The organism is Paenarthrobacter sp. 10L420, from assembly GCF_056395385.1.
This window is the reverse complement of the sequence record NZ_JBFTJK010000005.1, coordinates 218780-243263: the sequence shown is the minus strand read 5'-3', so window position 1 is coordinate 243263 and position 24484 is coordinate 218780. Positions and strand designations below refer to the sequence as shown.

General features: G+C 62.0%; 24 protein-coding genes. 21 read left to right on the top strand and 3 right to left on the bottom strand.

Annotated features, from left to right (window positions below):
• Window positions 1–207: 207 nt before the first annotated feature.
• Together ppsA and AC1DD5_RS10835 are read left to right on the top strand one after the other, a co-directional pair.
• Window positions 208–2607 (top strand): phosphoenolpyruvate synthase, encoded by a 2400-nt coding sequence (ppsA, locus tag AC1DD5_RS10840; protein ID WP_477521439.1) that lies wholly within the window; start codon window positions 208–210, stop codon window positions 2605–2607.
• Entirely contained in the window at window positions 2608–3450 is an 843-nt protein-coding gene (locus AC1DD5_RS10835; RefSeq protein WP_477521438.1) for a pyruvate, water dikinase regulatory protein, read from the top strand.
• Here the strand turns inward: AC1DD5_RS10835 and AC1DD5_RS10830 are convergent.
• A complete protein-coding gene (locus AC1DD5_RS10830; RefSeq protein ID WP_442018983.1) occupies window positions 3444–4526 on the bottom strand; it encodes a flavin-containing monooxygenase in 1083 nt (360 codons plus the stop codon). The two genes, AC1DD5_RS10835 and AC1DD5_RS10830, sit on opposite strands and share 7 nt — an antisense overlap.
• 75 nt (window positions 4527–4601) lie before the next feature.
• Between AC1DD5_RS10830 and AC1DD5_RS10825 the strand changes: the two genes are divergently transcribed.
• The 5 genes from AC1DD5_RS10825 to AC1DD5_RS10805 all read left to right on the top strand — a co-directional run bounded on the left by AC1DD5_RS10825 (window position 4602) and on the right by AC1DD5_RS10805 (window position 9379).
• Window positions 4602–5222 carry a TetR/AcrR family transcriptional regulator gene (locus AC1DD5_RS10825; protein WP_442018982.1) on the top strand — a complete coding sequence of 207 codons (621 nt, stop codon included), beginning with the start codon at window positions 4602–4604 and terminating at the stop codon, window positions 5220–5222.
• Between the two features lie 197 nt (window positions 5223–5419).
• A complete protein-coding gene (locus tag AC1DD5_RS10820; protein ID WP_442018981.1) occupies window positions 5420–6928 on the top strand; it encodes an efflux RND transporter periplasmic adaptor subunit in 1509 nt (502 codons plus the stop codon).
• Between the two features lie 6 nt (window positions 6929–6934).
• Window positions 6935–7663, top strand: coding sequence for an ABC transporter ATP-binding protein (locus AC1DD5_RS10815; protein ID WP_442018980.1), 729 nt, complete (start codon window positions 6935–6937; stop codon window positions 7661–7663).
• Window positions 7660–8904, top strand: a complete 1245-nt coding sequence (locus AC1DD5_RS10810) for an ABC transporter permease (protein WP_477521437.1) — start codon at window positions 7660–7662, stop codon at window positions 8902–8904. The genes AC1DD5_RS10815 and AC1DD5_RS10810 overlap by 4 nt, the downstream gene beginning before the upstream one ends.
• Before the next feature lie 52 nt (window positions 8905–8956).
• Window positions 8957–9379 carry a hypothetical protein gene (locus tag AC1DD5_RS10805; RefSeq protein ID WP_442004987.1) on the top strand — a complete coding sequence of 141 codons (423 nt, stop codon included), beginning with the start codon at window positions 8957–8959 and terminating at the stop codon, window positions 9377–9379.
• Window positions 9380–9471: 92 nt separating this feature from the next.
• Here the strand turns inward: AC1DD5_RS10805 and AC1DD5_RS10800 are convergent, their stop codons facing one another.
• Window positions 9472–10392 (bottom strand): serine hydrolase, encoded by a 921-nt coding sequence (locus AC1DD5_RS10800; protein ID WP_442018978.1) that lies wholly within the window; start codon window positions 10390–10392, stop codon window positions 9472–9474.
• Window positions 10393–10647: 255 nt separating this feature from the next.
• Here AC1DD5_RS10800 and AC1DD5_RS10795 point away from each other — a divergent pair, with 255 nt between their 5' ends.
• Entirely contained in the window at window positions 10648–11832 is a 1185-nt protein-coding gene (locus AC1DD5_RS10795; protein WP_442018977.1) for a cation:proton antiporter, read from the top strand.
• A gap of 87 nt (window positions 11833–11919) precedes the next feature.
• Here the strand turns inward: AC1DD5_RS10795 and AC1DD5_RS10790 are convergent, their stop codons facing one another.
• On the bottom strand, window positions 11920–12579 hold the full coding sequence (locus AC1DD5_RS10790; RefSeq protein WP_477517715.1) for a dihydrofolate reductase family protein: 660 nt from the start codon (window positions 12577–12579) through the stop codon (window positions 11920–11922).
• A 517-nt stretch (window positions 12580–13096) separates the two neighbouring features.
• Between AC1DD5_RS10790 and AC1DD5_RS10785 the strand changes: the two genes are divergently transcribed.
• The 13 genes from AC1DD5_RS10785 (at window position 13097) to AC1DD5_RS10725 (ending at window position 24479) form a co-directional block, all read left to right on the top strand.
• Window positions 13097–14038, top strand: a complete 942-nt coding sequence (locus AC1DD5_RS10785; protein WP_442004991.1) for a 3-carboxyethylcatechol 2,3-dioxygenase — start codon at window positions 13097–13099, stop codon at window positions 14036–14038.
• Window positions 14035–14895, top strand: a complete 861-nt coding sequence (locus AC1DD5_RS10780; protein WP_442018974.1) for an alpha/beta fold hydrolase — start codon at window positions 14035–14037, stop codon at window positions 14893–14895. Before AC1DD5_RS10785 ends, AC1DD5_RS10780 begins: the two co-directional genes overlap by 4 nt.
• Complete coding sequence (locus AC1DD5_RS10775; RefSeq protein WP_442004993.1) at window positions 14895–15695, top strand: 2-keto-4-pentenoate hydratase; 801 nt, start codon at window positions 14895–14897, stop codon at window positions 15693–15695. The genes AC1DD5_RS10780 and AC1DD5_RS10775 overlap by 1 nt, the downstream gene beginning before the upstream one ends.
• Window positions 15688–16140 carry a nuclear transport factor 2 family protein gene (locus AC1DD5_RS10770; protein ID WP_442004994.1) on the top strand — a complete coding sequence of 151 codons (453 nt, stop codon included), beginning with the start codon at window positions 15688–15690 and terminating at the stop codon, window positions 16138–16140. The genes AC1DD5_RS10775 and AC1DD5_RS10770 overlap by 8 nt, the downstream gene beginning before the upstream one ends.
• Window positions 16137–16889 carry an HpcH/HpaI aldolase family protein gene (locus AC1DD5_RS10765; protein WP_442004995.1) on the top strand — a complete coding sequence of 251 codons (753 nt, stop codon included), beginning with the start codon at window positions 16137–16139 and terminating at the stop codon, window positions 16887–16889. The genes AC1DD5_RS10770 and AC1DD5_RS10765 overlap by 4 nt, the downstream gene beginning before the upstream one ends.
• Complete coding sequence (locus AC1DD5_RS10760; protein ID WP_477521436.1) at window positions 16886–18529, top strand: bifunctional 3-(3-hydroxy-phenyl)propionate/3-hydroxycinnamic acid hydroxylase; 1644 nt, start codon at window positions 16886–16888, stop codon at window positions 18527–18529. Before AC1DD5_RS10765 ends, AC1DD5_RS10760 begins: the two co-directional genes overlap by 4 nt.
• Before the next feature lie 126 nt (window positions 18530–18655).
• Complete coding sequence (locus tag AC1DD5_RS10755) at window positions 18656–19651, top strand: ABC transporter substrate-binding protein (protein WP_477521435.1); 996 nt, start codon at window positions 18656–18658, stop codon at window positions 19649–19651.
• A gap of 69 nt (window positions 19652–19720) precedes the next feature.
• Complete coding sequence (locus AC1DD5_RS10750; RefSeq protein WP_442004998.1) at window positions 19721–20581, top strand: ABC transporter permease; 861 nt, start codon at window positions 19721–19723, stop codon at window positions 20579–20581.
• Window positions 20578–21351, top strand: a complete 774-nt coding sequence (locus AC1DD5_RS10745; RefSeq protein WP_477521434.1) for an ABC transporter permease — start codon at window positions 20578–20580, stop codon at window positions 21349–21351. The genes AC1DD5_RS10750 and AC1DD5_RS10745 overlap by 4 nt, the downstream gene beginning before the upstream one ends.
• Window positions 21341–22177: an ABC transporter ATP-binding protein gene (locus AC1DD5_RS10740; protein ID WP_477521433.1), complete on the top strand. Its 837-nt coding sequence runs from the start codon at window positions 21341–21343 to the stop codon at window positions 22175–22177. Before AC1DD5_RS10745 ends, AC1DD5_RS10740 begins: the two co-directional genes overlap by 11 nt.
• Entirely contained in the window at window positions 22174–22863 is a 690-nt protein-coding gene (locus AC1DD5_RS10735; RefSeq protein ID WP_442005001.1) for a TetR/AcrR family transcriptional regulator, read from the top strand. Before AC1DD5_RS10740 ends, AC1DD5_RS10735 begins: the two co-directional genes overlap by 4 nt.
• On the top strand, window positions 22860–23573 hold the full coding sequence (locus tag AC1DD5_RS10730; protein WP_477521432.1) for an SDR family oxidoreductase: 714 nt from the start codon (window positions 22860–22862) through the stop codon (window positions 23571–23573). Before AC1DD5_RS10735 ends, AC1DD5_RS10730 begins: the two co-directional genes overlap by 4 nt.
• A gap of 30 nt (window positions 23574–23603) precedes the next feature.
• Window positions 23604–24479, top strand: a complete 876-nt coding sequence (locus tag AC1DD5_RS10725) for a VOC family protein (protein WP_442005003.1) — start codon at window positions 23604–23606, stop codon at window positions 24477–24479.
• Window positions 24480–24484 lie beyond the last annotated feature (5 nt).

Genomic DNA, 24484 nt, shown 5'->3' with positions numbered 1-24484 from the left:
CCGGATCTGACCTACGCAGACGCGGCGCAACTCACGACTTCGTGCTGAAGATACTTCCGCGGAGCCCTGCTTTGGTGACTTTCCGTTACTCCCGAATGATGTTGTACGTGTCACATCTATTTGCTTCCGGCAGCGTGCGGCCACGATCCTTGCAAGACCTAGTTTTTTTAGCGCTTGTCAGAGCGTGCCCAATGGAGGACACAATTTATGACTAACGTTCTTTGGTTTTCTGAGCTTGGCTTGTCCGACCTTGACCAGGTCGGCGGCAAAAATGCATCGCTCGGGGAAATGGTCCGGAATCTCGCCTCTGCAGGGGTGAAGGTTCCGGGCGGTTTCGCGACGACGGCGGACGCTTACCGGCGTTTTCTGGCGGAGTCGGGCCTGGATGCACGGATTGAAGGCATTCTTGAGGGTCTGGACAGCGGCGATGTGACTGCTTTGGCCAAGGTCGGCCAGGATATCCGGACCCTGATCCGTGAGACGCCGTTCCCTGCCGGTTTCGAAGACGACGTCCGCACCGCCTATCAGCGCCTAGCCCAGGAGCATGGCGGGGACGTGTCGTGGGCGGTACGTTCCAGTGCCACGGCGGAGGATCTTCCGGATGCTTCGTTTGCGGGCCAGCAGGAGACGTTCCTGAATATCCGGGGCATCGGGAACATCCTGCTCGCCATCAAGGACGTGTTCGCTTCCTTGTACAACGACCGGGCCATTGCCTACCGCGTGCACCATGGCTTCACCCACTCTGAAGTGGCGCTTTCGGCTGGTATTCAGCGGATGGTGCGTTCCGACGTCGGCGCTTCCGGTGTGATGTTCACCATGGACACCGAAACCGGCTTCACTGACGCTGTCTTCATCACGTCCTCGTACGGTCTGGGGGAGGCCGTGGTCCAGGGCGCTGTGAACCCGGATGAGTTCTACGCGTACAAGCCGGCCTTGGCGGCCGGACGGCCCGGCGTGCTTAAGCGCGGCCTGGGGGACAAAGCTGTGCAGATGGTCTACACCGATTCCGACGAGGTTGGCCGGACTGTTGACTTCATTCCGGTGCCCCAGGATTTGCGGTCCCGTTTCAGCCTGACCGATGCCGAAGTTGAAGAGCTTGCCCGGCATGCGGTGGCTATCGAAGCGCACTATGGGCGCCCGATGGATATCGAGTGGGGCAAGGACGGGGTGGACGGAGAGCTGTACATCCTGCAGGCTCGTCCCGAAACCGTGGAATCACGCAAGGCTGCCGGGACCACTTCCCGGTACACCCTTGCCGAGCGCTCCACGGTACTGGTGGAAGGCCGGGCCATCGGGGCGCGGATCGGCGCCGGGCAGGTGCGTGTATTGTCCTCGATTGACCAGATGGCCTCGTTCCAGGAAGGCGATGTCCTGGTGGCCAACATGACGGACCCGGACTGGGAACCCATCATGAAGAAGGCCGCAGCAATCGTCACGGACCGGGGTGGGCGTACCTGCCACGCCGCCATCATTGCCCGCGAACTCGGCATTCCCGCCGTCGTCGGCACCGGCTACGCATCCCAGATGCTCAAGGACGGCATTCCGGTCACCGTCAGTTGTGCCGAGGGCGAAGCAGGGCTGGTCTATGACGGGTTGCTGGAATACTCGCTGCACGAAACCAGCCTGGAGACCATGCCGGAGGCTCCAGTGAAGATCATGATGAACGTTGGCACTCCGGAACAGGCATTCAGTTTCGCCAAACTTCCCAACCATGGTGTTGGCTTGGCGCGGCTTGAGTTCATCATCAACCGGCAGATCGGCGTCCACCCCAACGCCCTGCTGGCCGTGGCCGGCGAGATCGAGCGCCCTGCAACCCTGGATGACTTCACCGTCCGGCAAATCCAGGAGAAAACTGCCGCCTACGATGGTCCACGCGATTACTACATCAGGCGCCTGGCCGAGGGAATCTCGACCATCGCCGCCGCATTTGCGCCTGAGCCGGTCATCATCAGGCTCTCGGACTTCAAGTCCAACGAGTACGCCAACCTCATGGGTGGTCCTGCGTTTGAACCGGAGGAAGAGAACCCCATGATTGGGTACCGGGGAGCGTCCCGGTACCTTTCTGCAGCCTTCCGGCAGGCCTTCGAACTCGAATGCGAAGCACTGAAGTACGTGCGCAACGACATGGGCCTGACCAACATCAAGCTCATGGTTCCGTTCGTGCGGACCCTGGAGGAGGCCAGCGGCGTGATCGACCTGCTGGCCGCCAACGGACTGCGAAGGGGCGAGAACGGCCTGGAGATCGTGATGATGTGCGAGCTGCCGGCCAACGCGCTCCTTGCCGACGAGTTCCTCGAGTACTTTGACGGCTTCTCCATCGGCTCCAACGACCTCACCCAGCTCACCTTGGGCCTGGACCGTGACTCCGCTTTGGTGGCCGAAGGCTTCGATGAGCGGAACCCGGCCGTGACCAAACTGCTGGAAATGGCGATTACGGCGTGCCGGGCCAAGGGCCGCTATGTGGGGATCTGCGGCCAGGGACCCAGCGACCACCCGGACTTTGCCGAGTGGTTGCTGGGACAGGGCATCAGCTCGATTTCACTGAACCCTGACGCCGTCACCGAGACCTGGCTGCGGCTGGCACGCACCACGAGCACCGCGGTCTAAATGGCAGAGCATCACAGCGTGGGGGCGGGTTCACCGCCCGCCCCCACGGTGTTCTTCCTTTCGGACAGCACCGGGATCACCGCCGAAACACTGGGCAACACGCTGTTGACCCAGTTCCCCGGTCAGCGGCTGGAACGGCGGACCATCCCGTTCATCACCACTGTGGAGCAGGCGCGTGACGTTGTTGCCTTGATCGACAAGGTGGCGGCCACCGGCCCGGTTCCCATCATCTTTTCGACGGCGGTCGGGCCTGACATCCGTGCCGTCCTCGCCCAAAGCCGTGGTCGGCTTTTTGACCTGTTCGGTACCCACATCGGCCAGCTCGAAGAAACGCTCGGCGCCGCGGCCAACGGCAAGCCCGGCCAAGCCCACGGCGTAGGAGACGCCGTCCGCTACCAATCCCGCATGGCAGCCGTTGAATACGCCATCGAACACGACGACGGTCAGTCGCTCCGTGCGCTCGAGCGCGCCGAATTGATTCTCATCGCCCCGTCCCGATGCGGGAAGACTCCCACCACCATGTACCTGGCCTTGCAGCACGGCATCCTGGCCGCTAACTTCCCTTTGGTCGAAGAGGATTTCGACAACATGGCGCTCCCGAAGCCAATTCAGCCATTCGCGGGCAAGTGTTTCGGACTGACATCCCAGCCCGTCCGTCTGAGCCAGATCCGTCAGGAGCGACGACCCGGCAGCAACTATGCATCCCTGAACCAATGCACGTTTGAGTTGCGCAACGCCGAGGACATGTACCGGGCCAACAACATTCCTTATGCGAACTCTGCCTCCATGTCCGTGGAAGAAATTTCCGCCACGGTCCTCCAACGCCTGCAACTGCATCACTGACGGAACAACGGTGCGAGTGACTCCCGTCCGGCGATGAGTCCGGCGACGTGCCCGGCGTCCCTGCCGACCCCACCCACGAGGCCCGAGGTCAACCCGTATTGAAACGGCATGCCCACGAAGAACAGTCCTGGCAGTTGTTCCACGGCGCCCCGGGAGGTGAGCGGCCAGCCCTCTTCGTCCGCGGGAAGCCCCCGGATCCAGCCGAAGTCCGGTTGGTAGCCGGTGGCCCAGATTACGGTGGAGACTTGAAGTGTTGCGCCATCATCCAGAACAGGTTGGCCCTCACGGGCGCCGGCCAGTCGTCGCAGGCGCGTGACTCCCGCCGCGTCGAGCTCTTGGGTTGAGGCCCGGATCAGCGGGGCGCCGTGCGTGGTGAAGCCGATCGCGACTTTGCGTCCGATGGGGGTTGAACGGGTCAGCAGGTTGTGGATGAGGAGCCACCAGAGCCCGACGGCGTATCGCGTCACCGGATCCGGAACGTGGAATGGGGGAGTTCCGGCGACATAGGTACGGTGCGTGCGCGCGAGCTCCAGGGCGATTTCGACGCCGGAGGTACCGGAGCCGACCACCAGGACGTCCCCGGGCGGAACTGAGTCCGCGTTCTTGTATTTTGCTCCGTGCATTTGCTGGATGCTGGGGTCAAGATCCGCGGCGAAGCTCGGAATCCTTGGCCGCGCATTCGGACCCGTGGCAACAACAACGTTCTTAGCCAGGATCGGTCCCTCGCTTGATTGGACCCGGAACAAGCCGTCCTCGCGTTCGATGCCATCGACCTGGACACCATGACGTACCGGAAGTTCCCAGTTCGAGGCATACGCCTCGAGGTATCCGGCCATCGCGTCTTTGCTGGGAAAGCTGCCTCTAGCGGCCGGAAATGGCAAACCGGGGAGCGAATCGTGCTGTGCCGGCGTGAAGAGGCGCAGTGAATCCCAACGGTTCCGCCACACGTCGCCGACGCGCGGATGGGAGTCCAGGATGAGGAAGTCTTGGCCACGTTTTTTCAGATGGAAGCCGGTGGCGAGCCCTGCCTGACCGGCACCCACAATCACGGTGTTAAGTGGCTCAATGCTGTCCATCGCGAAGCCTCCTGAAGAGCGAATTCCGACTTGATTAGAATACCATTCCAGTCATTAGAATGCTATTCTTTCTCTGTGGAAATCCGGCACAATGACAGACGAATAGCTCAAGCTGCCGCTACCAAAGCCGCCGTGGTGGAGGCCTCTCGTCAGCTGTTTCTGAGCAGGGGATACGTGGCCACCACTGTCGGGGCTGTTGCCGAGCAGGCTGGTGTGGCAATCCAGACCATCTACAACTCCGTGGGCAACAAAGCCGCATTGCTCTCGGCCGTGGTTGACGCTACGGCTGCAGGCCCGGATGCCTCCCGCTCCGTTCCGGAGATTATGCGCGAACGGACAGCGGCCGCCGCTGATGCAGACGCAGTTATTGCACTATTGGCCGACTGGTTTGCCGAAGTTCATCCACGGAGCAGCGAACTATTCAGCGTGATGAGGCAGGCATCCGCCGTCGATCCTGAGGTGGCCGAAGTGCTGCGGGACCGGGCCGAGCTCCGGCTGCGGAACTATGCGGAGGCGGCGGCCGCGCTCAGGAAACGCGGGGTGCTTACCTCCGGAATGAGCGACGAGCAGGCCGCTGCGGTGATCTGGTCGGTGGGTCACCCGGACACCTACAGATCACTGGTGCTGGATTTCGGTTGGGAGCCGGAACGGTACCGGGATTGGGTGCACGCAGCCCTGAAAGCCGCCCTCGCCTAGCCAGGCAGACTGGCGCCAGCTTCTCAGATGGACGCCTTCGCCGCCGACCCTCGCCCCACTGACTTGAGTCAGCCCAAACACAATGGGCGCTGCTTGCTGGCCCTCTGTTGAAATGAAGCATCTAACGATGCGTCACATAAGGTAAACCGTCAGGTAGCTCTCGGGATTCTCGAAGCGAATGATCTTACGGTTCGGGAATGCTTACAAAACCTCAGCTCATCAACAGCGGCATCGGGGTGGCCGTCGTCGGCATTGTCGCCGGCGCCTTTTTTGTGTTGGACGGCGTGCCGCAACCGGCCTCCAACACGGCAGTCCGTACCGTCGCGATCGGCGCAGCGGACCTCACTGCTGTGTCCACCGCAAGCGGTAATGTTTCGCCCGCAAGTACGACCGTCATCAACGCGCAGAATTGCACCGGACCGATCGCGACGGTCTCCGCAGTGACGGGACAGCAAGTTACAGCAGGGCAGGTGTTGGTCACCATTGATCCGACCAACGCCCAGAACGCGCTTGCTGTTGCCCAGGCCCAACTGGATTCCGCCGCGGCGCAGGCGAACCAGCAGCAGGCATCAGCCAACAACCAAGTAGCTGCGGCAAACCAAACTCTGGCCAATGCCCAACAAACGGTCGACCTGGACGCGGGCCAGCAGGCCACTGCCGTGGCAGGTGCGCAGACCGCGGTGAACAATGACAATGCAGCTGTTGCGTCTGCTCAAACCGCTGCCAGCGCCCAGCCGAGCAACCAACAGGCCCAGGCCGCCCTCAGCGCCGCCCAGGCCCAGCTGGCGAAGGACAAGCAGGCGCTGACCCAGGCAGTCAACCAGCAGGCCAGCTCAGCACTCAAGGACAAAGAGCAGGTCGCATCGGCCGCGACGGCGCTCAACGCCGCGAAAAGCGGGGGTGGCGTGACCGCCAATACCACCTCTGCCCAAGTCGCCGTCGACACTGCCACCAAGAACCTGGCGTCCTGCTCCCTCGCGGCCCCGGTTAGTGGGACGGTCACCGCCGTCAACGCGGTGGTTGGTGGCAACGCCGGCAGCAGCGGCGGCTCATCCAGCTCCGCCTCCTCAGAGGCATCCAATGGATCCGGCACCACGGGCAGCGTGTCCAAGGATGCCACAGGAACATCGTCCTCCGGGCTCATCACGATCAGCGACACCGCACATCTGCAGGTCATTGCCAACTTCGCCGAATCGGACATTGCCGCCATGAAGGCCGGTGACTCCGCGACCTTCACGTTTCCGGCCCTCAAAACCGACCCCGCCGCGGCACCGGTAAAGGGCACGATCACGGCGATCGCCCAGAACGCCACCACCACCAACAACGTAGTCAGCTATCCAGTGACCATCTCGATCAGTAATCCCCCGGCTGACCTCCGGCTCGGGCAGAGCGCGAACATCTCCGTGACCACTGCGACCGCCAAGAACGCCCTGGCGGTGCCTTCGCTGGCAATTACCACCACCGGAGCCACGCAAACCGTCAGCGTCCTCAAGGACGGGACCCCCACCCCGGTGACCATCACAACGGGGATTACGGATAACGGACGCACCCAGGTGCTTACCGGCCTCAGCGCAGGTGACCAAATTGAACTCCCGGCCATCTCCTCCACCTTGGACACCACCGGGACCACGGGACGAACCGGTGGCGGCACCGGCGGGTTTGGCGGAGCTGGAGGCGCCAGTGGCGCACGTGGAAACGGCGGGTAAGCAACAATGAACGACGCCGTCATCGAACTGCAATCCGTGAGCAAAATCTACGGCAAAGGCGAGGCCGAAGTGCGGGCACTGGACTCGGTCAGCATCTCCATTCACCGCGGCGATTTCGTCGCCATCATCGGGGCGTCTGGCTCCGGAAAGTCCACCATGATGAACATCATTGGCTGCCTCGATGGGGCCAGCGAGGGTACCTACCACCTCGATGGCATTGATACCGGGACTCTGGATGAATTCCAGTTGGCGCAGATCCGCAACCGGAAGATCGGCTTCGTCTTCCAGAACTTCAACCTGATTCCGCGTACCCGCGCCGTGGACAACGTGTCCATGCCCCTCGCCTACGCAAAGGTGCACCGCAAGGAACGGCGTGAACGGGCCCTGGCGGTACTCGATTCGGTAGGACTGGCCTCCCGAGCCGACCACAAGCCTTCACAGCTCTCGGGCGGGCAACAGCAGCGCGTTGCCATCGCCCGCGCCCTCGTGACCAACCCGGTACTGCTCTTAGCCGATGAACCAACGGGAGCATTGGACACCAAGTCCTCTCACGAGATTCTTGACCTGTTTGAATCCTTGCACGCCAGCGGACGGACCATCGTGATGATCACGCATGAAACCGACGTCGCGGCACGCGCCAACCGCGTCGTGCGGTTCCAGGACGGCCACATCATTGAGGACTACAGGCTCCGCGACGTCCATGGGCGGCCGGAAGCGACGACGGTACCAGCATGATGATCGCCGAATGCGTACGCTTCGCGCTGACGGGGGTGATGGCCAACAAGATGCGCTCTATCCTCACGACACTGGGCATCCTGATCGGCATCGCATCCGTCATCATCCTGCTGGCCGTGGGCGCAGGAACCTCGAACGCCATCAAAGCCCAGATCGGCAAACTGGGAACGAACGTGCTGACCGTAAGCCGCCAAACCACGTCCGGGGGCCGCACAGTCGGGGGACAGGCAGTCACTGGGCCACGGTCCCGGGGCACCAATCTCACCGTCCAGGACATGGCAGCGTTGACTGATCCTGTCATGGCTCCCGACATCGCGGCGACAGCCCCGGTTGTCACTGCCCAGAACGTCACCAGCACGTACCAGGACGCAACCCATACCGTGGCGACCTTCGTGGGGACCACGCCGTCGTACTTTGCCATTTCGAACGACACCCTGGCAGCGGGCTCCTACTTCAGTGACGGCGACGCCGGCAGCGGCACCGCAGTGGCCGTGATAGGCAATACCGTGGCACAGGATCTGGTAGGCAGCTCAGCGACCTCGGCGGTGGGGCAGACCGTCGCCCTCAACGGACAGAACTTTGTGGTCTCCGGAGTCTTGGCCCAGAAAGGGTCCTCGGGACTGAATGATCCGGATGACCTTGTGGTCATCCCCTACAGCGCCGCCCAGGACAAGTTCACCGGATACTCGCCCTCCCTGGCCTCCATCACTGTCCAGGCAAAGTCAGCGGACGTGATGAACCAGGCACAGAACGAGGTGCAAATGATCCTCGATGCCAGGCACAACGTCACCTCCGCCAACCGTGACTATCAAGTGCGGAACCAGGCCCAGATCCTCACCACGGCCACCACCACCACGGCCACGCTGACCGTCCTCTTGGGCGCCGTAGCCGGTATCTCGCTCCTGGTTGGGGGGATCGGCGTCATGAACATCATGCTCGTCACGGTCACCGAACGTACCCGCGAGATCGGCATCCGCAAAGCCATCGGGGCCTCGAGGGGAAGCATCGTGAGCCAGTTCCTGATCGAATCCTTCATCATTTCACTGATCGGCGGGGTGCTTGGCATTGCTGCGGGCTACGTCGGCAGCGCCTTTCCCGTGATGGGAACCCAACCCGAGGTCCAATGGTGGACCGTGTGGCTCTCATTCCTGGTGTCCGCAGCCATCGGCCTCATTTTCGGCATCTACCCGGCCAACAAAGCGGCGAAACTCCGGCCAATCGACGCCCTTCGATACGAATAACCGGCCCACTTCCCCCAGCACGTCCAAGAGAAAATCCCAACAGGAGTCCCACATGTCCTACCCAACGCCCGAGCCCGGTTCCAACAACCAGCCAGAGCCCCACCAGCTCGACAACGAACGTCCCACCGCAGGACAGCAAACCGCCGGACAGCAAACCGCCGTACTGCACGCCACCGGCCAGGAACCCACCGCCCAAGGTTGGGGACAGCCCCAGACATCGGAGCCGTTCGTGCCAAAGAAGCGGTTCAAGATGGGCCGCCTGACGCAGATCCTCCTTGCGGTGCTGCTGGTTGCCATCGGTTTCTTCGCCGGCGTCGGCGTCACTAAGGCAATGGATGCGGGACAGGCCCGTCCGGGGCGGGGCCAGTTCCAGAATTTCAACGGCGGCCAGGGGCGGAACCGCCAGAACGGGTCCCCCACCAACGGGGCCTCGCCGAGCGCCATTCCCTCGGCGCCCACCACAGCGGCGCCGTAATCACCTACGTAACTGTTACGTTCGCAGGGAAGCGGAGCCACGGTCGTGAAACACAGACAAATTGTTGCTGTTTCCTCCGGCGGGTCAGGACCTTAGAAAAGGGCCTCGGCCACGGCCCCTGTCACTTGGTGGATGACCTCGGTGCGCTCGGGGACGCTGCTTAGATCCTCACCTTTGGTGTAGACGACAAGGGCGTAGGCGCGGCCATCCTTGTCCAGGACGCCGGCGTCGTGCAGTTCTCCGCCCAGCTCGCCGTACTTGTGGAACACGGTGACGCCGGCGGGAACGGCGGCGGGGATGAGCGTCTCATCGTTAGTGTCCTGCATGGTAGATAACAGTTCAGTGGTGTCCCCGGCATTGAGCAAGTTCCCGGAGTAGAGCCCGGCAAGGATGCGCGCCATGTCCACCGGGGCGAGTGTATTGCTCTCGGGGTCGTACTGCACGCCCAAAGAATTCGCGTACGCCGTCAGCTCCTGGTGGCCGACGGCATTCATAATCAGCGACCAGGAGTCATTGTCGCTTTGCTGGATCATTGCTTTCAGCTGGAAGGACGCGGGATAGGCTGCGAGGGGCTCGTCCAGGGATGCCCCGCCCGTTTCAACAAGATGGTAATACGCTTCCGCGGCCAGGACCTTGGCGGTGCTGGCGGCCTCAAAGGGCTCCTCGACCCCGTATTGATGGACTTCCTGCCCGTCGGCTCCGGCCGACACATCCATGAGCGCCACCCCGATCTGATACTCCGGGTACGCGTCGATGATGCCCTTGATCTTGGCGTCCAATGCCGGATCAATGACGTTGACTGTTCCGGGGACAGCCGCGGCGGATGGAGCTGCGCTCCTCCCCGCAGCCGGATTATTCGTCGTGCCACCCGGCCGGACGATAGACGTCGAATGGGCCTGCGCGGCCGAGTGGACGCCGACAGGCAGCGCCACGGCCAGAAGAATCGCGCCCGTGGCCATTATGACCACCCGGCGGCGTCGAAACGTCAGGGAGCGGAGGCGCGCGTCGCCCATCCGGGGAGACTGTCTCCCAAGGGGCCGGGGTGTGAGTTCTTCCACAGTCGGTACGATAGCCACGGAACCTATGTCGGAGCTTTGAACTGGCTGTCAGGGGGATCTGGTCCAAGGGATGCCCGCTGTCGTGGCCGACGGCTACCATCGGGTATGCGCAAGCTACTACACGGACGAAAACACCGACATTCCACTCAACTGGCTGACGTGCCCCGGTAATTACCGCAAGCCAACCGCATGCCGGGTGGAAGGAGGAAGGTGTCGTTCTTTCAGCTTTCGCTGATCGCCGCGGTCGCGCTACTGGGACCGCTGCTGGCGCTTCCCCGGAGATGGCATTTCCCCGTCGTTCTGGGGCAGTTACTGGCTGGCATCGCCATCGGGCGTACGGGTTTGGGTCTGGTGGACTCCTCGGATGCCACGTTCACCTTTGTGGCCGACGTCGGGTTTGCCCTCGTCATGTTCGTCGCAGGAACGCATGTCCCAGTGCGGGACAAAGCCATCCGCCCGGCACTGGGCGCGGGTGCGCTGCGTGCCGGCATCGCCGCAGTGTTGGCGGCCGTCGTCGGAATCGGCATTGCCTTTGCCTTCGGCACCGGACATGCTCCTCTTTACATCGTTCTGCTCGCGTCCTCGTCGGCAGCCTTGGTCCTGCCGATCGTCGATTCGCTGCGGCTGAGGGGACCACAGGTTTTGACGACGACGGCGCAAGTGGCGGTGGCGGACATCGCCTGCATTGTGGCGCTTCCGCTTGCTGTCGACCCATCCAATGCGCCGAGGGCAGCTGCAGGGGCAGCCGTCGTCGCGGCGTGTGCTGCGGTTTTGTTCTTCGTGCTTCGCTGGCTGGAGCGCAACGGCACGCGCGCACGGGTGCATGCCGTGTCCGAGGACCGGAAGTTCGCCCTGGAGCTGAGGGTCCAACTTGCCGTGCTGTTCGCGCTCTCCGGACTTGCTGTGGCGGGTCACGTGTCCATCATGCTGGCCGGGTTCTCCTTCGGCCTGGTGGTCGCAGCGGTGGGCGAACCCCGGCGATTGGCTCATCAGCTATTCGCCGTCAGCGATGGCTTTCTGGGGCCAGTGTTTTTCGTCTGGCTTGGCGCATCGCTGGATCTGCGCGCCCTTGCCGGAAGCCCCAAAATGCTTCTCCTCGGGATTTGCCTTGGTCTGGGTGCCCTGCTGGTCCATGGAAGCCTGCGGCTATTGGGCCAGCCTCTGCCGCTCGCGGTGCTTGCAGCGTCCCAGTTGGGAGTGCCGGTTGCCGCGGCAACGATCGGCTCCCAATTGCATTTGTTGGCGACGGGAGAAGCCGCGGCCATTATCCTCGGAGCCCTCATCACCATCGGGGCGAGCACCGCCGCAGGCTCACGGGCCGCGCGCACGTTGACGCAGCCCGGCCCGGCGCAGGCGGGCAACGCATCCGGGGGCGGCCCGACCTTGGCTGCGTAGTTCGCCTGCGCTGGGCAACTTCCGCCAGTCCCTGAGTTCCGCGCTGTTGCCGTAGCGTGAGGCCAGCGTCCGCTGGCCGTTGCAGAACTACGAAGCCCTATCCTTCGGGGGCGTGACGCTGTATTCGGCAATAATCACGCCGGTGGTGGTGGCGATGCTGCGTTCCAACTTTAGGTCCGTACGGGCTCCTTCCGGGAAGAGACGGGTTCCTGATCCGAGCACGATGGGGTGAATAAGAAGTGCGTATTGATCGATCAGGCCTGCGGCGTATAGTTGGCGCACTAATTTATCGCTGCCCATGATCATGAGGTCGCGGGGGTTGCGGTTCTTGAGCGCGGCTACGGTCGAAACTGCATCTCCGACGAGGAGTTCGCTGCTGGGGTACGACAGCTTGACGTCAGGGTTGTGCGAGACGACGAACTTTTCTGACCCCACCAGTACGTCGACGAATGGGTTGGGCCCCATGGAGGTCCAGTATCCGAGGACGTCGTCGTAGGTGCGGTGGCCAAACAGGAGGCTATCCCCAACGCTCATTCCCTCGCCGGCATACTTCATTGATACGTCGTCCTGGTATCCATCGGCCCACCCGCCGTGCGCGAACGCGTCTCGTGTGTCTTCATCGGTGCGGCCGGGTCCCACTAGGGGACACTGCACAATAACCGATGTCTTGCCGGACTTGAGCTGCGCCCGGTCAAGGATCCACCATCGGACGCTCAGAACCAGTTCAGAACATCTTGCATTAGCCACATGACCAAGCCGAAGAGTAGGAAGATCGGCATCAGGTATAACACCCAGAGGCCGTGAATTTTCCGCTTTGTCATGCGAGGCTCCTTCCGTTGACTGCGAGTTTACCCAGAGCCGCAGCGCGAACTGCCGATTGAGTGCCCATAAGCCGGTGGCTATAAGGACGCTTCAAAGCGCACGGTCAGAGCCTGTTGCCTCATTGCAATACCTCCGGGAAGAGAATACGTTGCCTCATTTGAAGCCTCCGGATGAGTGGCTTCGTTGCCTCGTTGAAGAACCTCCGGATTGCCTAGCCGTTCCAGGCTCGGTTTACGGGTTTGAGGGGTGCTGGTTTCTTGACCAGGGCCAGTGTTTCCAGCTGTCCGGTGAGCGCCAGAATCTGACGTAAGAGGGCTCTGGGCTTGATGCCTTTGAAGGCGCCGGCTGGCACGAATCACAGCAAAGCATTGCAAATGACGAATCTAGAATCTACACTCTAGGGAACGACCAGATGTGGTCGAGCTCACTGAGAGGGAAAGCAATGTCGCTTGCACTTGCCGCGTTGTCACACGCGCCATCATTTGGGAACGTCGATCCCGGGGGAACGATCTTCGCCGAAATGAATGAAGCCCTGGGAGAAGTTCGCTCATTCGTTGAGGACTTCGCCCCGGATGTTACCGTCATCTTCGGCCCGGACCACTTCAACGGTGTGCTCTACTCGATGATGCCGCCGTTCGCCATTGGTGCTCAGGCTGTCGGTGTTGGCGATTACGGAACCGGCGAAGGCCCCCTCCCTGTCGATTCCGAGACTGCCCGGGAACTGCACGCGCTCACCATTGCCCAGGGAATCGACATAGCTCGTTCGGAGCGTCTCCAAGTTGACCACGGCGTCATGCAGCCGTTGGAATTCCTGTTTGGCTCGGGCTTCACCAACCCGTTCGTTCCCGTATTTGTGAACGCCATCGGCAAGCCCCTTACGCCCATGGCCCGGATCCGTCTGATGGGTGAGGCGTTGGGTCGCGCTGCCCAGCAACTGGATAAGCGCGTTCTCCTTGTGGCCTCGGGCGGGCTCTCCCACAACCCGCCGATTCCCGAGTACGACGGCGCGCCCGACCCTGTCCAGCAGCGTTTGGTCTCTTATGCACCGTCTAAAGAAGACCGTGCAGCCCGCGAAGGAAAGATCATTGAGGGCATTCAGGCTATTGCGGACGGCCGCGCATCCAGCGCACCCCTCAATGAGGAATGGGACCAGAAGCTGATGAAGGTGTTCCGTTCGGGCTCGCTGAGCGACGTGGACGGCTGGGACAACGACGAGTTCATTGCCGAAGGCGGAAGCGCAGCACATGAGATGCGTTCCTGGATCGCGGCTTTCAGCGCATTGTCGACGGCGGGCGACTACAGCATGGTGGTGGACCGCTACTGGCCGGTTAAGACCTGGGGTGCCGGCTTCGGTATCACAGCTGCTGTTCCCCAGAACGCATGACCCAGGTAACCATGTGGGGCGAGATTGCCGACCTTCCCCACACCCTTGAGTATGTTCAAGTAGGACCATGGCTGACACGGGTCCTTACCGTGGGCGCCGGACAGCAAACCCTGGTCCTCCTCAATGGCACCAGCGGGCACATCGAAGCGTGGACCCACAACATCCGTGCGCTGGCGCAGAATTACAAGGTCATCGGTTACGACTACCCCGGGCATGGCTTTTCAACGTTGGCTGAAGCCGACTTGGAAATCCCGGACTACGAGGCACATCTGCTGGATCTCCTGGACGTGCTGGGCCTGGACAAGGTGCACCTCCTGGGCGAGTCCCTCGGTGGGTGGATCGCTATCAAGTTCGCCGCGCACCACCCCGAGCGCCTGCACACCATTGTCCTGAGCGCTCCCGGCGGCCGCATGGTGGGCCCTATGTCCATGGATCGTGTCAGCCCAGTGAGTCGCAAGGCCGTGGAGGACCCCAGCTACGAGAACGTCAAGGCACGGCTCCAAGTGGTCATCCACAACCCCGAACAGATCACGGACGAGCTGGTGGAAGTACGCCGTGCCGTCTACAGCCGGCCGGGCTTCATCACCTCCATGGAGCACATCATGGCGCTCCAGGTTCCGGACATCCGCGCCCGGAACCAAGTGACCAAGGAAGACTACGCTGCCATCCCGGTGCCGGCCCTGCTCGTGTGGACGGACCATGAGCCGACGGGCGGTGTGGCAACGGGCGAGACCCTGGCGGCGGCAATTCCGGACGGCGAATTCGCGCTGATCCGCAACGCCGCCCATTGGCCGCAGTGGGAGGATCCCACGAAATTCAACGAAAAAGCACTCGACTTCCTCAGCAGAAAGGCGTGATGAAGATGTCGGACATCATTACGGAGATCGCTGACGATCTCTACAAGGCGCGGACAACGCGCACCCCTATCGAATTCGTTCGCCACCGGCTACCGGAGAAGGACAAGGACGCGGCCTACCGTATCTCCGAGCTCGTTACCCAGCAGCGCGAAGCCGCGGAAGGCCGCCGTCGCGTTGGTCGGAAAGTTGGCCTGACTAATCCTGTGGTCCAGGCGCGTGCCGGCGTGGACGAGCCTGACTACGGCATCATCCTGGACAACATGGTCTTCGAGTCCCCGGTTGAGCGGCCGTCGTCAGCGTACTTCCACCCCAAGATCGAAGCCGAGCTGGCGTTCGTCCTGAAGTCGGACATCCTGGATCCGGACCTGGCATCAGTGGAAGCGGCCATCGACTATGTGACGCCTGCAATGGAACTGGTTGATAACCGTTACCACAGCTACAAGATGGGTATCGTTGACACGATCGCTGACAACGCGGCCTGCGAAGGAATTGTCACAGGTTCGGTTCGCATCCCTTACGGCGAAGTCGACCTCAAGCAGGTCGAGATGGTCCTCTACCGCGGCGACGAAGAGTTGACGCGCGGCGTTGGCGGAAATGTCATGGGCGATCCCATCCATGCAGTGCAGTGGTTGGCAGATACCTCGTTGAGGATCGGCAAGCCCCTCCGTGCGGGAGAAATCCTGCTCTCCGGATCCATCGGATTGATCGTGGACTGGGATCCCAACATTACGTACTCGGCGAAGTACTCGCACGGGTTCGGAGACGTCGTGGCGCACCTGACGGAGGCCGTCCATGCATAAGGTGACGATCGAAACCCGGGTGGCCATCGAGGCACTCGTCGCGGAATTGCTGTGGCGCCTCGATCACGGCAAGGCGGACACAACCTGGGAGCTATACACGGAAGACGCTGTATCCACCGGCCCCTTGGGCGACATGGATGGCCGTGACGCCATCAAGGCCTGGGGCGAGCGTCGCGCCAAGGTCACGGGAGTTGTGGGCCGCCACCTCATCGGCGGCATCCGTTTGGAATGTGTAGGCGGGGAGCTCCATGGCTGGACGCAGTACCTGACGTTCCGGGACTCCTCGGAGAACCCGCTCATGCCTGCCAGCGTGGGTGAATTCCGGGAGGTCTACCGCGAGGTAGACGGGGAATGGAAGATCGCGCGACGCGAGATCAACCCCATATTCGGCGGAATGAACGCTGCCGCCCACGCCAAGCGCCTGACGGAAAGCACCGCGAAATGAAGTGGGAGAGCCGCGGCGGGCGGCCGCCCGCACTGTTGCACCAGGCAATCCCTTCCCTCTCCGTCACGGAGTGGGCGCTGGCTGCTGGATACGACGGCGTGGTGGTCGACCTGCAGCACGGCGAAGTGGGGCTGGAAGCAGCCTGCACCATGCTGCGGGCCACACCCCGCGATTCCGCCTACAGCTATGCCCGGGTAGGAAGCCTGGATCCGGCCCCCATCCTTCGTCTGCTGGACAGCGGTGCACGCGGAATCATCGCACCTACCATCGAGTCGGGGGAACAAGCGCGAATGCTGGTAGAAGCCACCAAGTACCCCGGTGTGGGCAACCGTAGCCTCGGTCCCAGCAGGCCGTCCCTTTATAAGGGAGAGTCCTACACCGAAGCGGGCAACCGCGCCGTGTCCACCATCGCCCAGATTGAAACAGTGGCCGGCCTGAAGAACGCGGAAGAGATCGTCACGACTCCCGGCCTGGACTCCATTTACGTCGGGCCGGCGGACCTGGCCGTGTCCTTCGGCCTTCCGGGCAGGGGCGACTGGGAAGACGGACCCGTCCGCGAAGCCATAGTCCAATTGGCTGCCTTGACGAGGGAACACGGCGTGACTTTGGGCATCTATTCTGGCTCCGGTACTTACGCGGCCGACCTTCTTGACCGGGAACTAGTCGACTACGTCGGCCTCGGCATTGACCTCGTCTTCCTTAGCCGTGCGGCTCAGGAATCCATCAAGACCCTGAGGGGCCCAGAATGAGCGACCGCAAGGACGTAATTATCATCGGAGCCGGTCCGGTCGGTTTGACTCTCGCCAACCTCCTTGGCCAGTTTGGCGTCAACACCGTGGTCTTTGAAGGCCGCGATGAACTCATTGATTACCCGCGTGCCGTCGGCATTGACGACGAGGCGCTCCGGACCATGCAGACCATCGGTTTGGTGGATAAGGTGCTGCCGCACACGGTGCCTGACCAGAAGATCCGGATCGTCAACGGCGACCGCAAGGTGCTGGCGGAAATCAATCCCACCACCCGCGAGTTCGGCTGGCCCCGAAGGAACGGCTTTATCCAGCCCCTGGTTGATAAGGCCCTGCTCGAAGGTCTGGCGCGGTACCCCCATGTGGAGGTGCGTTTTGGTTGCCGGGTGGACGCTTTTGAATCGGATTCCGACGGCGTTAGCGCCACGGTCAGCACGCCCACTGGACAGGGACGGGTTACTGGCAGCTACGTCGTGGGTTGCGACGGCGGCCGGTCGCTGACCCGACAGCACCTTGGGCTGGCATTCGAAGGCGAAACCCGATCGACGCGCGGACTCGTGATCGACGTCGCGAACGATCCCATCGGCACCCCGCATGCAGTGTTCGGTGGAGACCCCCGCCGCGGCTACGCAACGCTCAGCCTGCCCCACGGCATCCGGCGCTGGGAGTTCACGCTGTTCGAAGGGGAATCGGAAGAGGTGGCCGAGGATGATGAGTTCGTGTTCTCCCTCCTGGCCCCCCACGTGCCCGATCCCGCGCGCCTGAACATCATCCGCCGTCGGGTCTATGCCCACCACGCCCGCGTCGCGGAGAAGTTCCGTGTGGGACGTTTCCTGCTGGCGGGCGATGCCGCCCATGTCATGCCCGTTGTGGCTGGACAGGGCTGGAACTCCGGCATCCGGGATGCCTTGAACCTGGGCTGGAAACTCGCAGCCGTGGTCCACGGCAAAACCAGCGACCGCCTGCTTGATTCCTACGAAGACGAACGCCGTGAACACGTCAAGGCCATGGTGGCTTTGTCGCTGAACATGGCAAACCTCGTGACGGACCACAACAGGCTGCGCACGGCCGTCCGCGATATGGCCGCCGCCGTGGTGGACCGGCTTCCCAAGGCCCGCGCCCGCCTGAACAGCCAAGGCTACAAACCCATGCCTAAGTACGATCACGGCATTGTGGTTCCGTCGAAGCTCCCCACGTGGAAGTCACTCCCGGACAGGGAAGACGCGCCGCGTACGGTGGGAACGTTGTTCCCACAGCCCACAGTCCGCAACGAGGACGGTATCTCGGTCCTGTTGGACGACGCCACCGGCCAAGGGTGGCGTGTGGTGGTCTGGAACAACGATCCCATGGCGTTCGTCAGTGAGGCTGACGCGGAGAAGCTTGGGAGGCTGGGCGGTGTCCTTGTGCACGCAGTGCCGGCCACGCAGCTGCCGTGGGCCAAAGCTGCTGCCGCGCCTGGCGTGCGGGTAGTGGGCGACGAAAGCGGCGTGCTGAAGGCTTGGTTCGACGAAAGGCCCTTCTCTGCGATCATCGTGCGGCCCGACCATGTGGTGGCTGCTGAGTGCCTTGCACAGGAACTCAGCGGCGTTTTGGGCAAGGTTTTCAGCGTGGCTGACGTCACATTATCGCCGCAGAACGCATAACATGATTAAGAATGCATAATCCATTGACAAAGGCTTAATCCGCAAAATACTGTTGCTGCAACTCGCCAGCACAGGCAGTAAGGCGGGAAGGCCCGCCCAACGTTCACTCAAGGGAGAGCGAATCTCATGAACATCAAGAAAGCCCACGCAGCTACCGTTGCTGCCTTGGGCCTGGCACTGACCCTCAGTGGCTGCGCATCAGGATCTGTGGACGGTAGCACTCCGGCAGCAGCAGGCAGCACATCCGAGGGACTCACCAAGGTCACCTACGGTATCTTCCCGTCCAACACCGTTGCAGCCATGCAAGTGGCCATCGACAAGGGCTACTTCAAGAAGCAGGGCATCGACCTGGAGCTTGTGGTTGGAGCCGGCAGCAGCGCGGCCCAGCTGCCTGCGCTGGCGTCCGGCGAACTCGACTTCATGTTGGCCAGCCCGGTCACGGCGCTGACGGCAACAACACAAGGCCTGGACGTCCGCATTGTTGAGGGCGTCACCCAGAACGACCCCAAGATCGTGGAAGACTCCACGGCAGTGGTTGTTGGAGCCTCATCAACCATCAAGTCGGCCCGCGATCTTGAGGGCAAGAAGGTCTCGGTGAACGCCCTGGGAAGCATCGGCGAGATCGGCATTCGGGAAGCTGTAGCCAAGGATGGCGGTGACCCGAAGAAGGTCACGTTCGTTCAGTTGTCCTTCCCGGAGGTTGCAGCGCAGATCGAGGCTGGCCAGATCGACGCCGGCATGGCCGGTTCACCCTTCATGCAGCAGGTGGTTTCCAAGGGCGGCAGGGTAGTCAGTGACTTCATCCAGGAGGCGGGGCTGGGTTCTAACGAACTAGTGACCATTTCCAGTGGCAAGCTGGTGGAGGGCGACTCCGACAAGGTGAAGCGCTTCACGGCGGCCATGAAGGAAGCCCTGCCTTTCCTGACGGAGAACAACGACCTGATCCGCGATGCAATGCCGGCCGCTTTGGGGACGGACCCTGCAGCTGCGAAGAAGGCCCAACTCTCTCTCTACAACCCGGACATCTCAAAAGAAACCATCCAGCTTTTCGCGGATCTGCTCGTCAAGTACGGCATCGTCAGCACCAAGCCGGACGTTGACAAGGTGATCTGGAAGCCATAACCCGCTGTTGTCGGGGCCGCTGGCCGGCCCCGACAACAAATTTCATCGCAACAACCGAGAGCAGAAACCGTGGAAACACAAACTCCGATCCTGAGCCGCGTGGCTGTGCGCTCCCTGCCCACGCGGGAACAGACAGTGCGGCGTGCTGCGCAGTGGGCTGCTATTGGGCCGTATGTCCTGGGTGTCGCTGGCATCCTCGCCGCACTTATCGTCTGGGAAGTCTTCTCAGCCTTCGGCCCGGTCAGCCAGCACCACTTGCCACCACCATCGGTGGTCATTCCAACATTCCTCACCAACTTGACCTTCACCCAATTCTGGATCACCGTCGGCCAGACCATGTGGGCTTGGTTCCTCGGACTCATCATGGCCATCCTGGGTGGCGTAGCGGTTGGGCTCCTTATCGGTTCGAGCAAATTCCTACGGTCGGCGACCCACACCACCATCGAGTTCCTCCGCCCGATTCCGGCTGTCGGCCTGATTCCTTTGGCTGCACTGCTCTTTGGCCCGAGGATCGGCGCCGAGCTACTGATCGTAGTTTACGGTTGCTTCTGGATCGTCCTGATCCAGGTCCTGTACGGCATCACGGACATTGACAAAGTTGCTGATGACACAGTGCACACCTTGCGCATGACCTGGCTGCAGCGCGTGCGGTACCTCGTTCTCCCCACGCTCCTGCCGTACCTGATGACGGGCATCCGGCTTGCAGCTACTGTCGCCTTGATCCTGTCCATCAGCGCGGAGCTCATTGTCGGTACACCGGGGATAGGACGTGCGGTCGCCCAGGCCCAGCTCAATGACAACCCGTCGGCGATGATGGCCCTCATCATTACGTCAGGTCTTTTGGGAATCGTCGTGAACCTGATTTTCCGTTTCGTCGAGCGAAAAGTGCTCTTCTGGCACAGCTCCGTCCGTTCGGAGGTGGCGGCATGACCGTCCTCAAGCGTTTGGGCATGTGGCTGGGCCTGCCGGTCATCCTCATAGTCATCTGGTGGGCGGCAACAGCGCAGGGCGTCAACTTCTTTGTCCCCAAGCCCGACAAACTGGCCGACACTTTTGCCAAGGTGTGGTTCAGCGAGAAGTTCTTCAGCGACGTCCTCCCGAGCATGGGGCGGCTCCTGATCAGCCTCGCAATCTCCCTGGTGCTCGGCGTCGCCCTCGGAATTGCAATCGGCCTTTCCCGCAGCTTGCGGTGGCTCCTTGAGCCGTTGCTTGAGTTCATCAGGGCGGTGCCGTCAACCATCCTCATCCCGGTCCTGCTCCTGCTCATCGGTATCAATGACACGATGAAGGTGACGGTGATCGTCCTGGGCTGTCTTTGGCCCATCCTGTTGAATACGGTTGAAGGCGTGCGTTCCCTCGATGAAGTATTGAAGAACACTTCGCTGGTCTACCGGCTCCGTGGCTTCAATCGCATGCGTTACCTGGTGCTGCCCGGAGCGATGCCGCTCATCATGGCCGGCATCCGGCACAGCCTCGCCGTGGGACTCATCCTGCTGGTCGTTTCGGAGATGTTCGCCTCGACCGACGGTATTGGCTACTCGATTATTAATTTCCAAAACCGCGTTGCAATCCCTGAAATGTGGAGCGGCATCGTCCTGCTGGGGATCATAGGTGTGTTGCTCTCGGTTGCATTCCAAGCGATCCAAAAACGGGTTTTGGGATGGTACTACGGTCTTAAGGAGGCCTCCAATGACGGCTAACAAGTCGGACGTCCGTCTCAGTGTCCAGCAGGTCCGGAAGGTCTACGGCGTAGGCTCCCGCAACGAGGTGGAGGCCGTCAGGTCACTCACCTTCGATCTCCATGCCGGTGAGTTTGCCTGCCTCGTGGGTCCTTCCGGCTCCGGAAAGACCACACTGCTGAAATGCATTGCCGGCCTGCTTGAACCAACCTCCGGTGAGGTGGTGCTGGACGGCAAGCGCGTCTCCGGTCCAGCCGAGGGCATGGCGGTGGTATTCCAGGAATACAGCCGCAGTCTCTTCCCCTGGCTCACTGTGGAAGAAAACGTCGGGTTGCCTCTGAAGACATCAGGTGTGCCGAAGGCCGAACGCAGGGTACGTGTCAATGAAGCGCTGGAGGCGGTCAGCCTTTCCCACGCGACCAAGAGCTACCCTTGGCAGCTGTCCGGCGGCATGCAGCAGCGCGTGGCCATCGCCCGGGCTGTGGCATCCAACCCGAGCGTCCTGCTCATGGACGAACCGTTCGCGGCGGTTGACGCTCAGACCCGTGGCGAGCTCGAGGACCTGGTGCGGGACGTATGGAAGCGCCTGAACATGACCATCCTCTTTGTCACCCATGACATCGATGAGTCCGTGTACCTGGCGGAGCGCGTCCTGGTCTTGTCCAGCTCGCCGACCATTGTCCAGGCCGACCTCCACATCGACCTTCCGGACGTCCGCAGCCAAGCAGACACCAGGTCACTTCCCCGCTTCGGCGAACTGCGCCACGAGATCTATGAGGAAGTGCAGTTTGCCAAGATCAACCCCGGCGGAGAACGCTCTGCGACGCGTGGGGAGTTGAACGCATGAGTCCCCGGGCAGGTGCGGATGTCAGCAGCAACGGCAAGACCGAGACCGGCAAGCGTCGCCGCGTCCACCAATCCACACCGGAAAATGAACGCGCCATCCTCGAAGCTGTGCTCCAGCTGGCCGTGAAAGTCGGCTATGAAGGCACCACCATGGCCGAGGTGGCCCGGGTTGCCGGCCTGCCGATCGGTTCGGTCTACTGGCACTTCGAAAACAAAGAGGGCCTGTTTGCTGCACTGATCGACTATTGTTTCGAAAACTGGCAGACCCGTCACCGTGGACCGGAGAACAGGGCAATCCTTCGTACGAGTATCGCCGGGTCCGCCGCCAATTCGACTGATCCCGAGCACGCACAGGAAGCGTTCTGGATCATCGGCCTGCTCTTTGCCTTGGAGAAGCGGCTGGCAGGAAACGCTGCCCGCCAGAAGTACCTGGAAGTGCGCGAGCAGATGTACGAACTCATGGTTGAGGCCGTCACTCCGGGGCTCCCGGAAGCGGCCCTGCGCGCCAAGCCTGATCTTGCACGGAAAGTCGTCATGCTGGGGCGCGCCCTGACGGACGGTTTCTACATCTCGGCCTCGGCAGGTGACCAGATTGACTTCGCCGAAGCGGCCGAACTCTCGGCGCTCGCCATGGACAGGCTCGTCCAGCACTACGCCGAGCTCGGCGAGGCGGAGGACAAGGAGTGAACGCACCAGTCAAGGTAGCGCTGGTGGTAGGCGGTGGCCGCGGAATCGCGGGTGCGGCAGCCAGGGCGTTGGCTGATGACGGGTACAAAATCGCAGCCCTTTCTCCCTCCGGCAGTGCCATGGAGTTGGCACGGAGCCTCGGCGGGGTGGGCGCGGTTGGTTCGAACGGTTCCGTTGTGGACCTGCAGTCAATAACCGACTTGGCGCTGGAGACTTACGGGCGGATCGACGTCGTAATTAACAGTGCCGGCCACGCGGCCAGGAAGCCGGTGCTTGAGATCAGCGACGACGAATGGCTCGAAGGCTACGAGATGTACCTTATGAACGTTATTCGCATGGCTCGAATTGTCACTCCCCACCTCCTTGCCGCCGGCGGGGGATCGGTTGTGAACGTTTCCACCAGTTCCCCTCTTGAACCGAATCCGAACTACCCGGTGTCCGGCACTTTCCGTGCCGCCCTGGGGTCGTTCACCAAGCTGTATTCCGACGAGTACGGTCCGTCCGGAATCCGAATGAACAATGTCCTCCCAGGCTTCACCAAGGAGGACCCCGGTATCGTGCCGGCTGAATGGACCGCCCGGATACCGCTGCGCAGGGCTGCCAGCTCTGGGGAAGTGGCCCGCGTCATCCGGTTCCTCGCAAGCGAGGAATCAAGTTACATCACAGGCCAGAACATCCGTGTGGATGGCGGCTCGTCCCGCTCCGTGTAGGAGCTGGGCATTCAAAGAAAGGTTTTAGCTATGGCAGTTGGTGTGATTGCCGAGATGGGCTATCTCGCAATGCGAACCAGGGACTACGACGAGTCCCTTGAACTGGCCACCGATGTCCTCGGCCTGCGTATGACGCTGAACGATGACAACCGTGCCTACCTGTCCGCTGCGGACCGCCATCACGAGCTGGTTTACGTAAAAGGCGAAGAGGACGGAATCGACCATATCGGCCTTGTTGCGGACAGCCCGGAGGGGCTGGAAATCATCCGCAAGCGCCTGGAGGCGGCTGGGTTCCCCATCCTTACCCGCAGCCCACTCGAGCGGGAGATCGGTGAAGGCTTCGCTGTCCTGGGTCCAGAGGGATACGTCTACCACGTCTATGTGGGGATGAAGGACTTCCGTCACGGTCCTGCGTCCTTTGGTCCAGACCGGTATGGCCACATCAATATCCATCCCCAGAACCCCGCCGTCATGAAGGACTTCCTGGTGGAGTTCTTCGGCTTCAAGGTTTCCGATGTCATTGGCCAGGACTTCGCGTACTTCCTGCGGTGCAACCCGGATCATCACGGTATTGCCCTCATCAAGGGCCGCGGTTCCTTGCACCACCACGCGTGGCAGACCCAGTCCATCGCAGACCTTGGCAGGCTGGGTGACAGGTTGTTCGCCAAAGGTCGTCGGTTGATCTGGGGTCCCGTGCGCCACGGAGCGGGACACAACATCGCGGCCTACTACGTCGAGCCCAACGGCACTGTGGTGGAACTGTACACGGATCTGGAGCAGATCCACGACCTCGACCGTCCTCCCATCGAATGGGATCAAGATGACCGGACTTGGTTCAACCGCTGGGGCGTCTACAACGGCGAGGACTTCCGCTTGCACGGTGCCTTCCCCATCGCGTTGAACTAGTAACG

Bases quoted from the DNA above. Each gene is read 5' to 3' on its own strand.
- ppsA (WP_477521439.1), top strand. From the start codon at position 208: ATGACTAACGTTCTTTGGTTTTCTGAGCTTGGCTTGTCCGACCTTGAC.
- AC1DD5_RS10835 (WP_477521438.1), top strand. From the start codon at position 2,608: ATGGCAGAGCATCACAGCGTGGGGGCGGGTTCACCGCCCGCCCCCACG.
- AC1DD5_RS10830 (WP_442018983.1), bottom strand. From the start codon at position 4,526: ATGGACAGCATTGAGCCACTTAACACCGTGATTGTGGGTGCCGGTCAG.
- AC1DD5_RS10820 (WP_442018981.1), top strand. From the start codon at position 5,420: ATGCTTACAAAACCTCAGCTCATCAACAGCGGCATCGGGGTGGCCGTC.
- AC1DD5_RS10815 (WP_442018980.1), top strand. From the start codon at position 6,935: ATGAACGACGCCGTCATCGAACTGCAATCCGTGAGCAAAATCTACGGC.
- AC1DD5_RS10810 (WP_477521437.1), top strand. From the start codon at position 7,660: ATGATGATCGCCGAATGCGTACGCTTCGCGCTGACGGGGGTGATGGCC.
- AC1DD5_RS10805 (WP_442004987.1), top strand. From the start codon at position 8,957: ATGTCCTACCCAACGCCCGAGCCCGGTTCCAACAACCAGCCAGAGCCC.
- AC1DD5_RS10800 (WP_442018978.1), bottom strand. From the start codon at position 10,392: ATGGGCGACGCGCGCCTCCGCTCCCTGACGTTTCGACGCCGCCGGGTG.
- AC1DD5_RS10785 (WP_442004991.1), top strand. From the start codon at position 13,097: ATGTCGCTTGCACTTGCCGCGTTGTCACACGCGCCATCATTTGGGAAC.
- AC1DD5_RS10780 (WP_442018974.1), top strand. From the start codon at position 14,035: ATGACCCAGGTAACCATGTGGGGCGAGATTGCCGACCTTCCCCACACC.
- AC1DD5_RS10775 (WP_442004993.1), top strand. From the start codon at position 14,895: ATGAAGATGTCGGACATCATTACGGAGATCGCTGACGATCTCTACAAG.
- AC1DD5_RS10770 (WP_442004994.1), top strand. From the start codon at position 15,688: ATGCATAAGGTGACGATCGAAACCCGGGTGGCCATCGAGGCACTCGTC.
- AC1DD5_RS10765 (WP_442004995.1), top strand. From the start codon at position 16,137: ATGAAGTGGGAGAGCCGCGGCGGGCGGCCGCCCGCACTGTTGCACCAG.
- AC1DD5_RS10760 (WP_477521436.1), top strand. From the start codon at position 16,886: ATGAGCGACCGCAAGGACGTAATTATCATCGGAGCCGGTCCGGTCGGT.
- AC1DD5_RS10755 (WP_477521435.1), top strand. From the start codon at position 18,656: ATGAACATCAAGAAAGCCCACGCAGCTACCGTTGCTGCCTTGGGCCTG.
- AC1DD5_RS10745 (WP_477521434.1), top strand. From the start codon at position 20,578: ATGACCGTCCTCAAGCGTTTGGGCATGTGGCTGGGCCTGCCGGTCATC.
- AC1DD5_RS10740 (WP_477521433.1), top strand. From the start codon at position 21,341: ATGACGGCTAACAAGTCGGACGTCCGTCTCAGTGTCCAGCAGGTCCGG.
- AC1DD5_RS10735 (WP_442005001.1), top strand. From the start codon at position 22,174: ATGAGTCCCCGGGCAGGTGCGGATGTCAGCAGCAACGGCAAGACCGAG.
- AC1DD5_RS10725 (WP_442005003.1), top strand. From the start codon at position 23,604: ATGGCAGTTGGTGTGATTGCCGAGATGGGCTATCTCGCAATGCGAACC.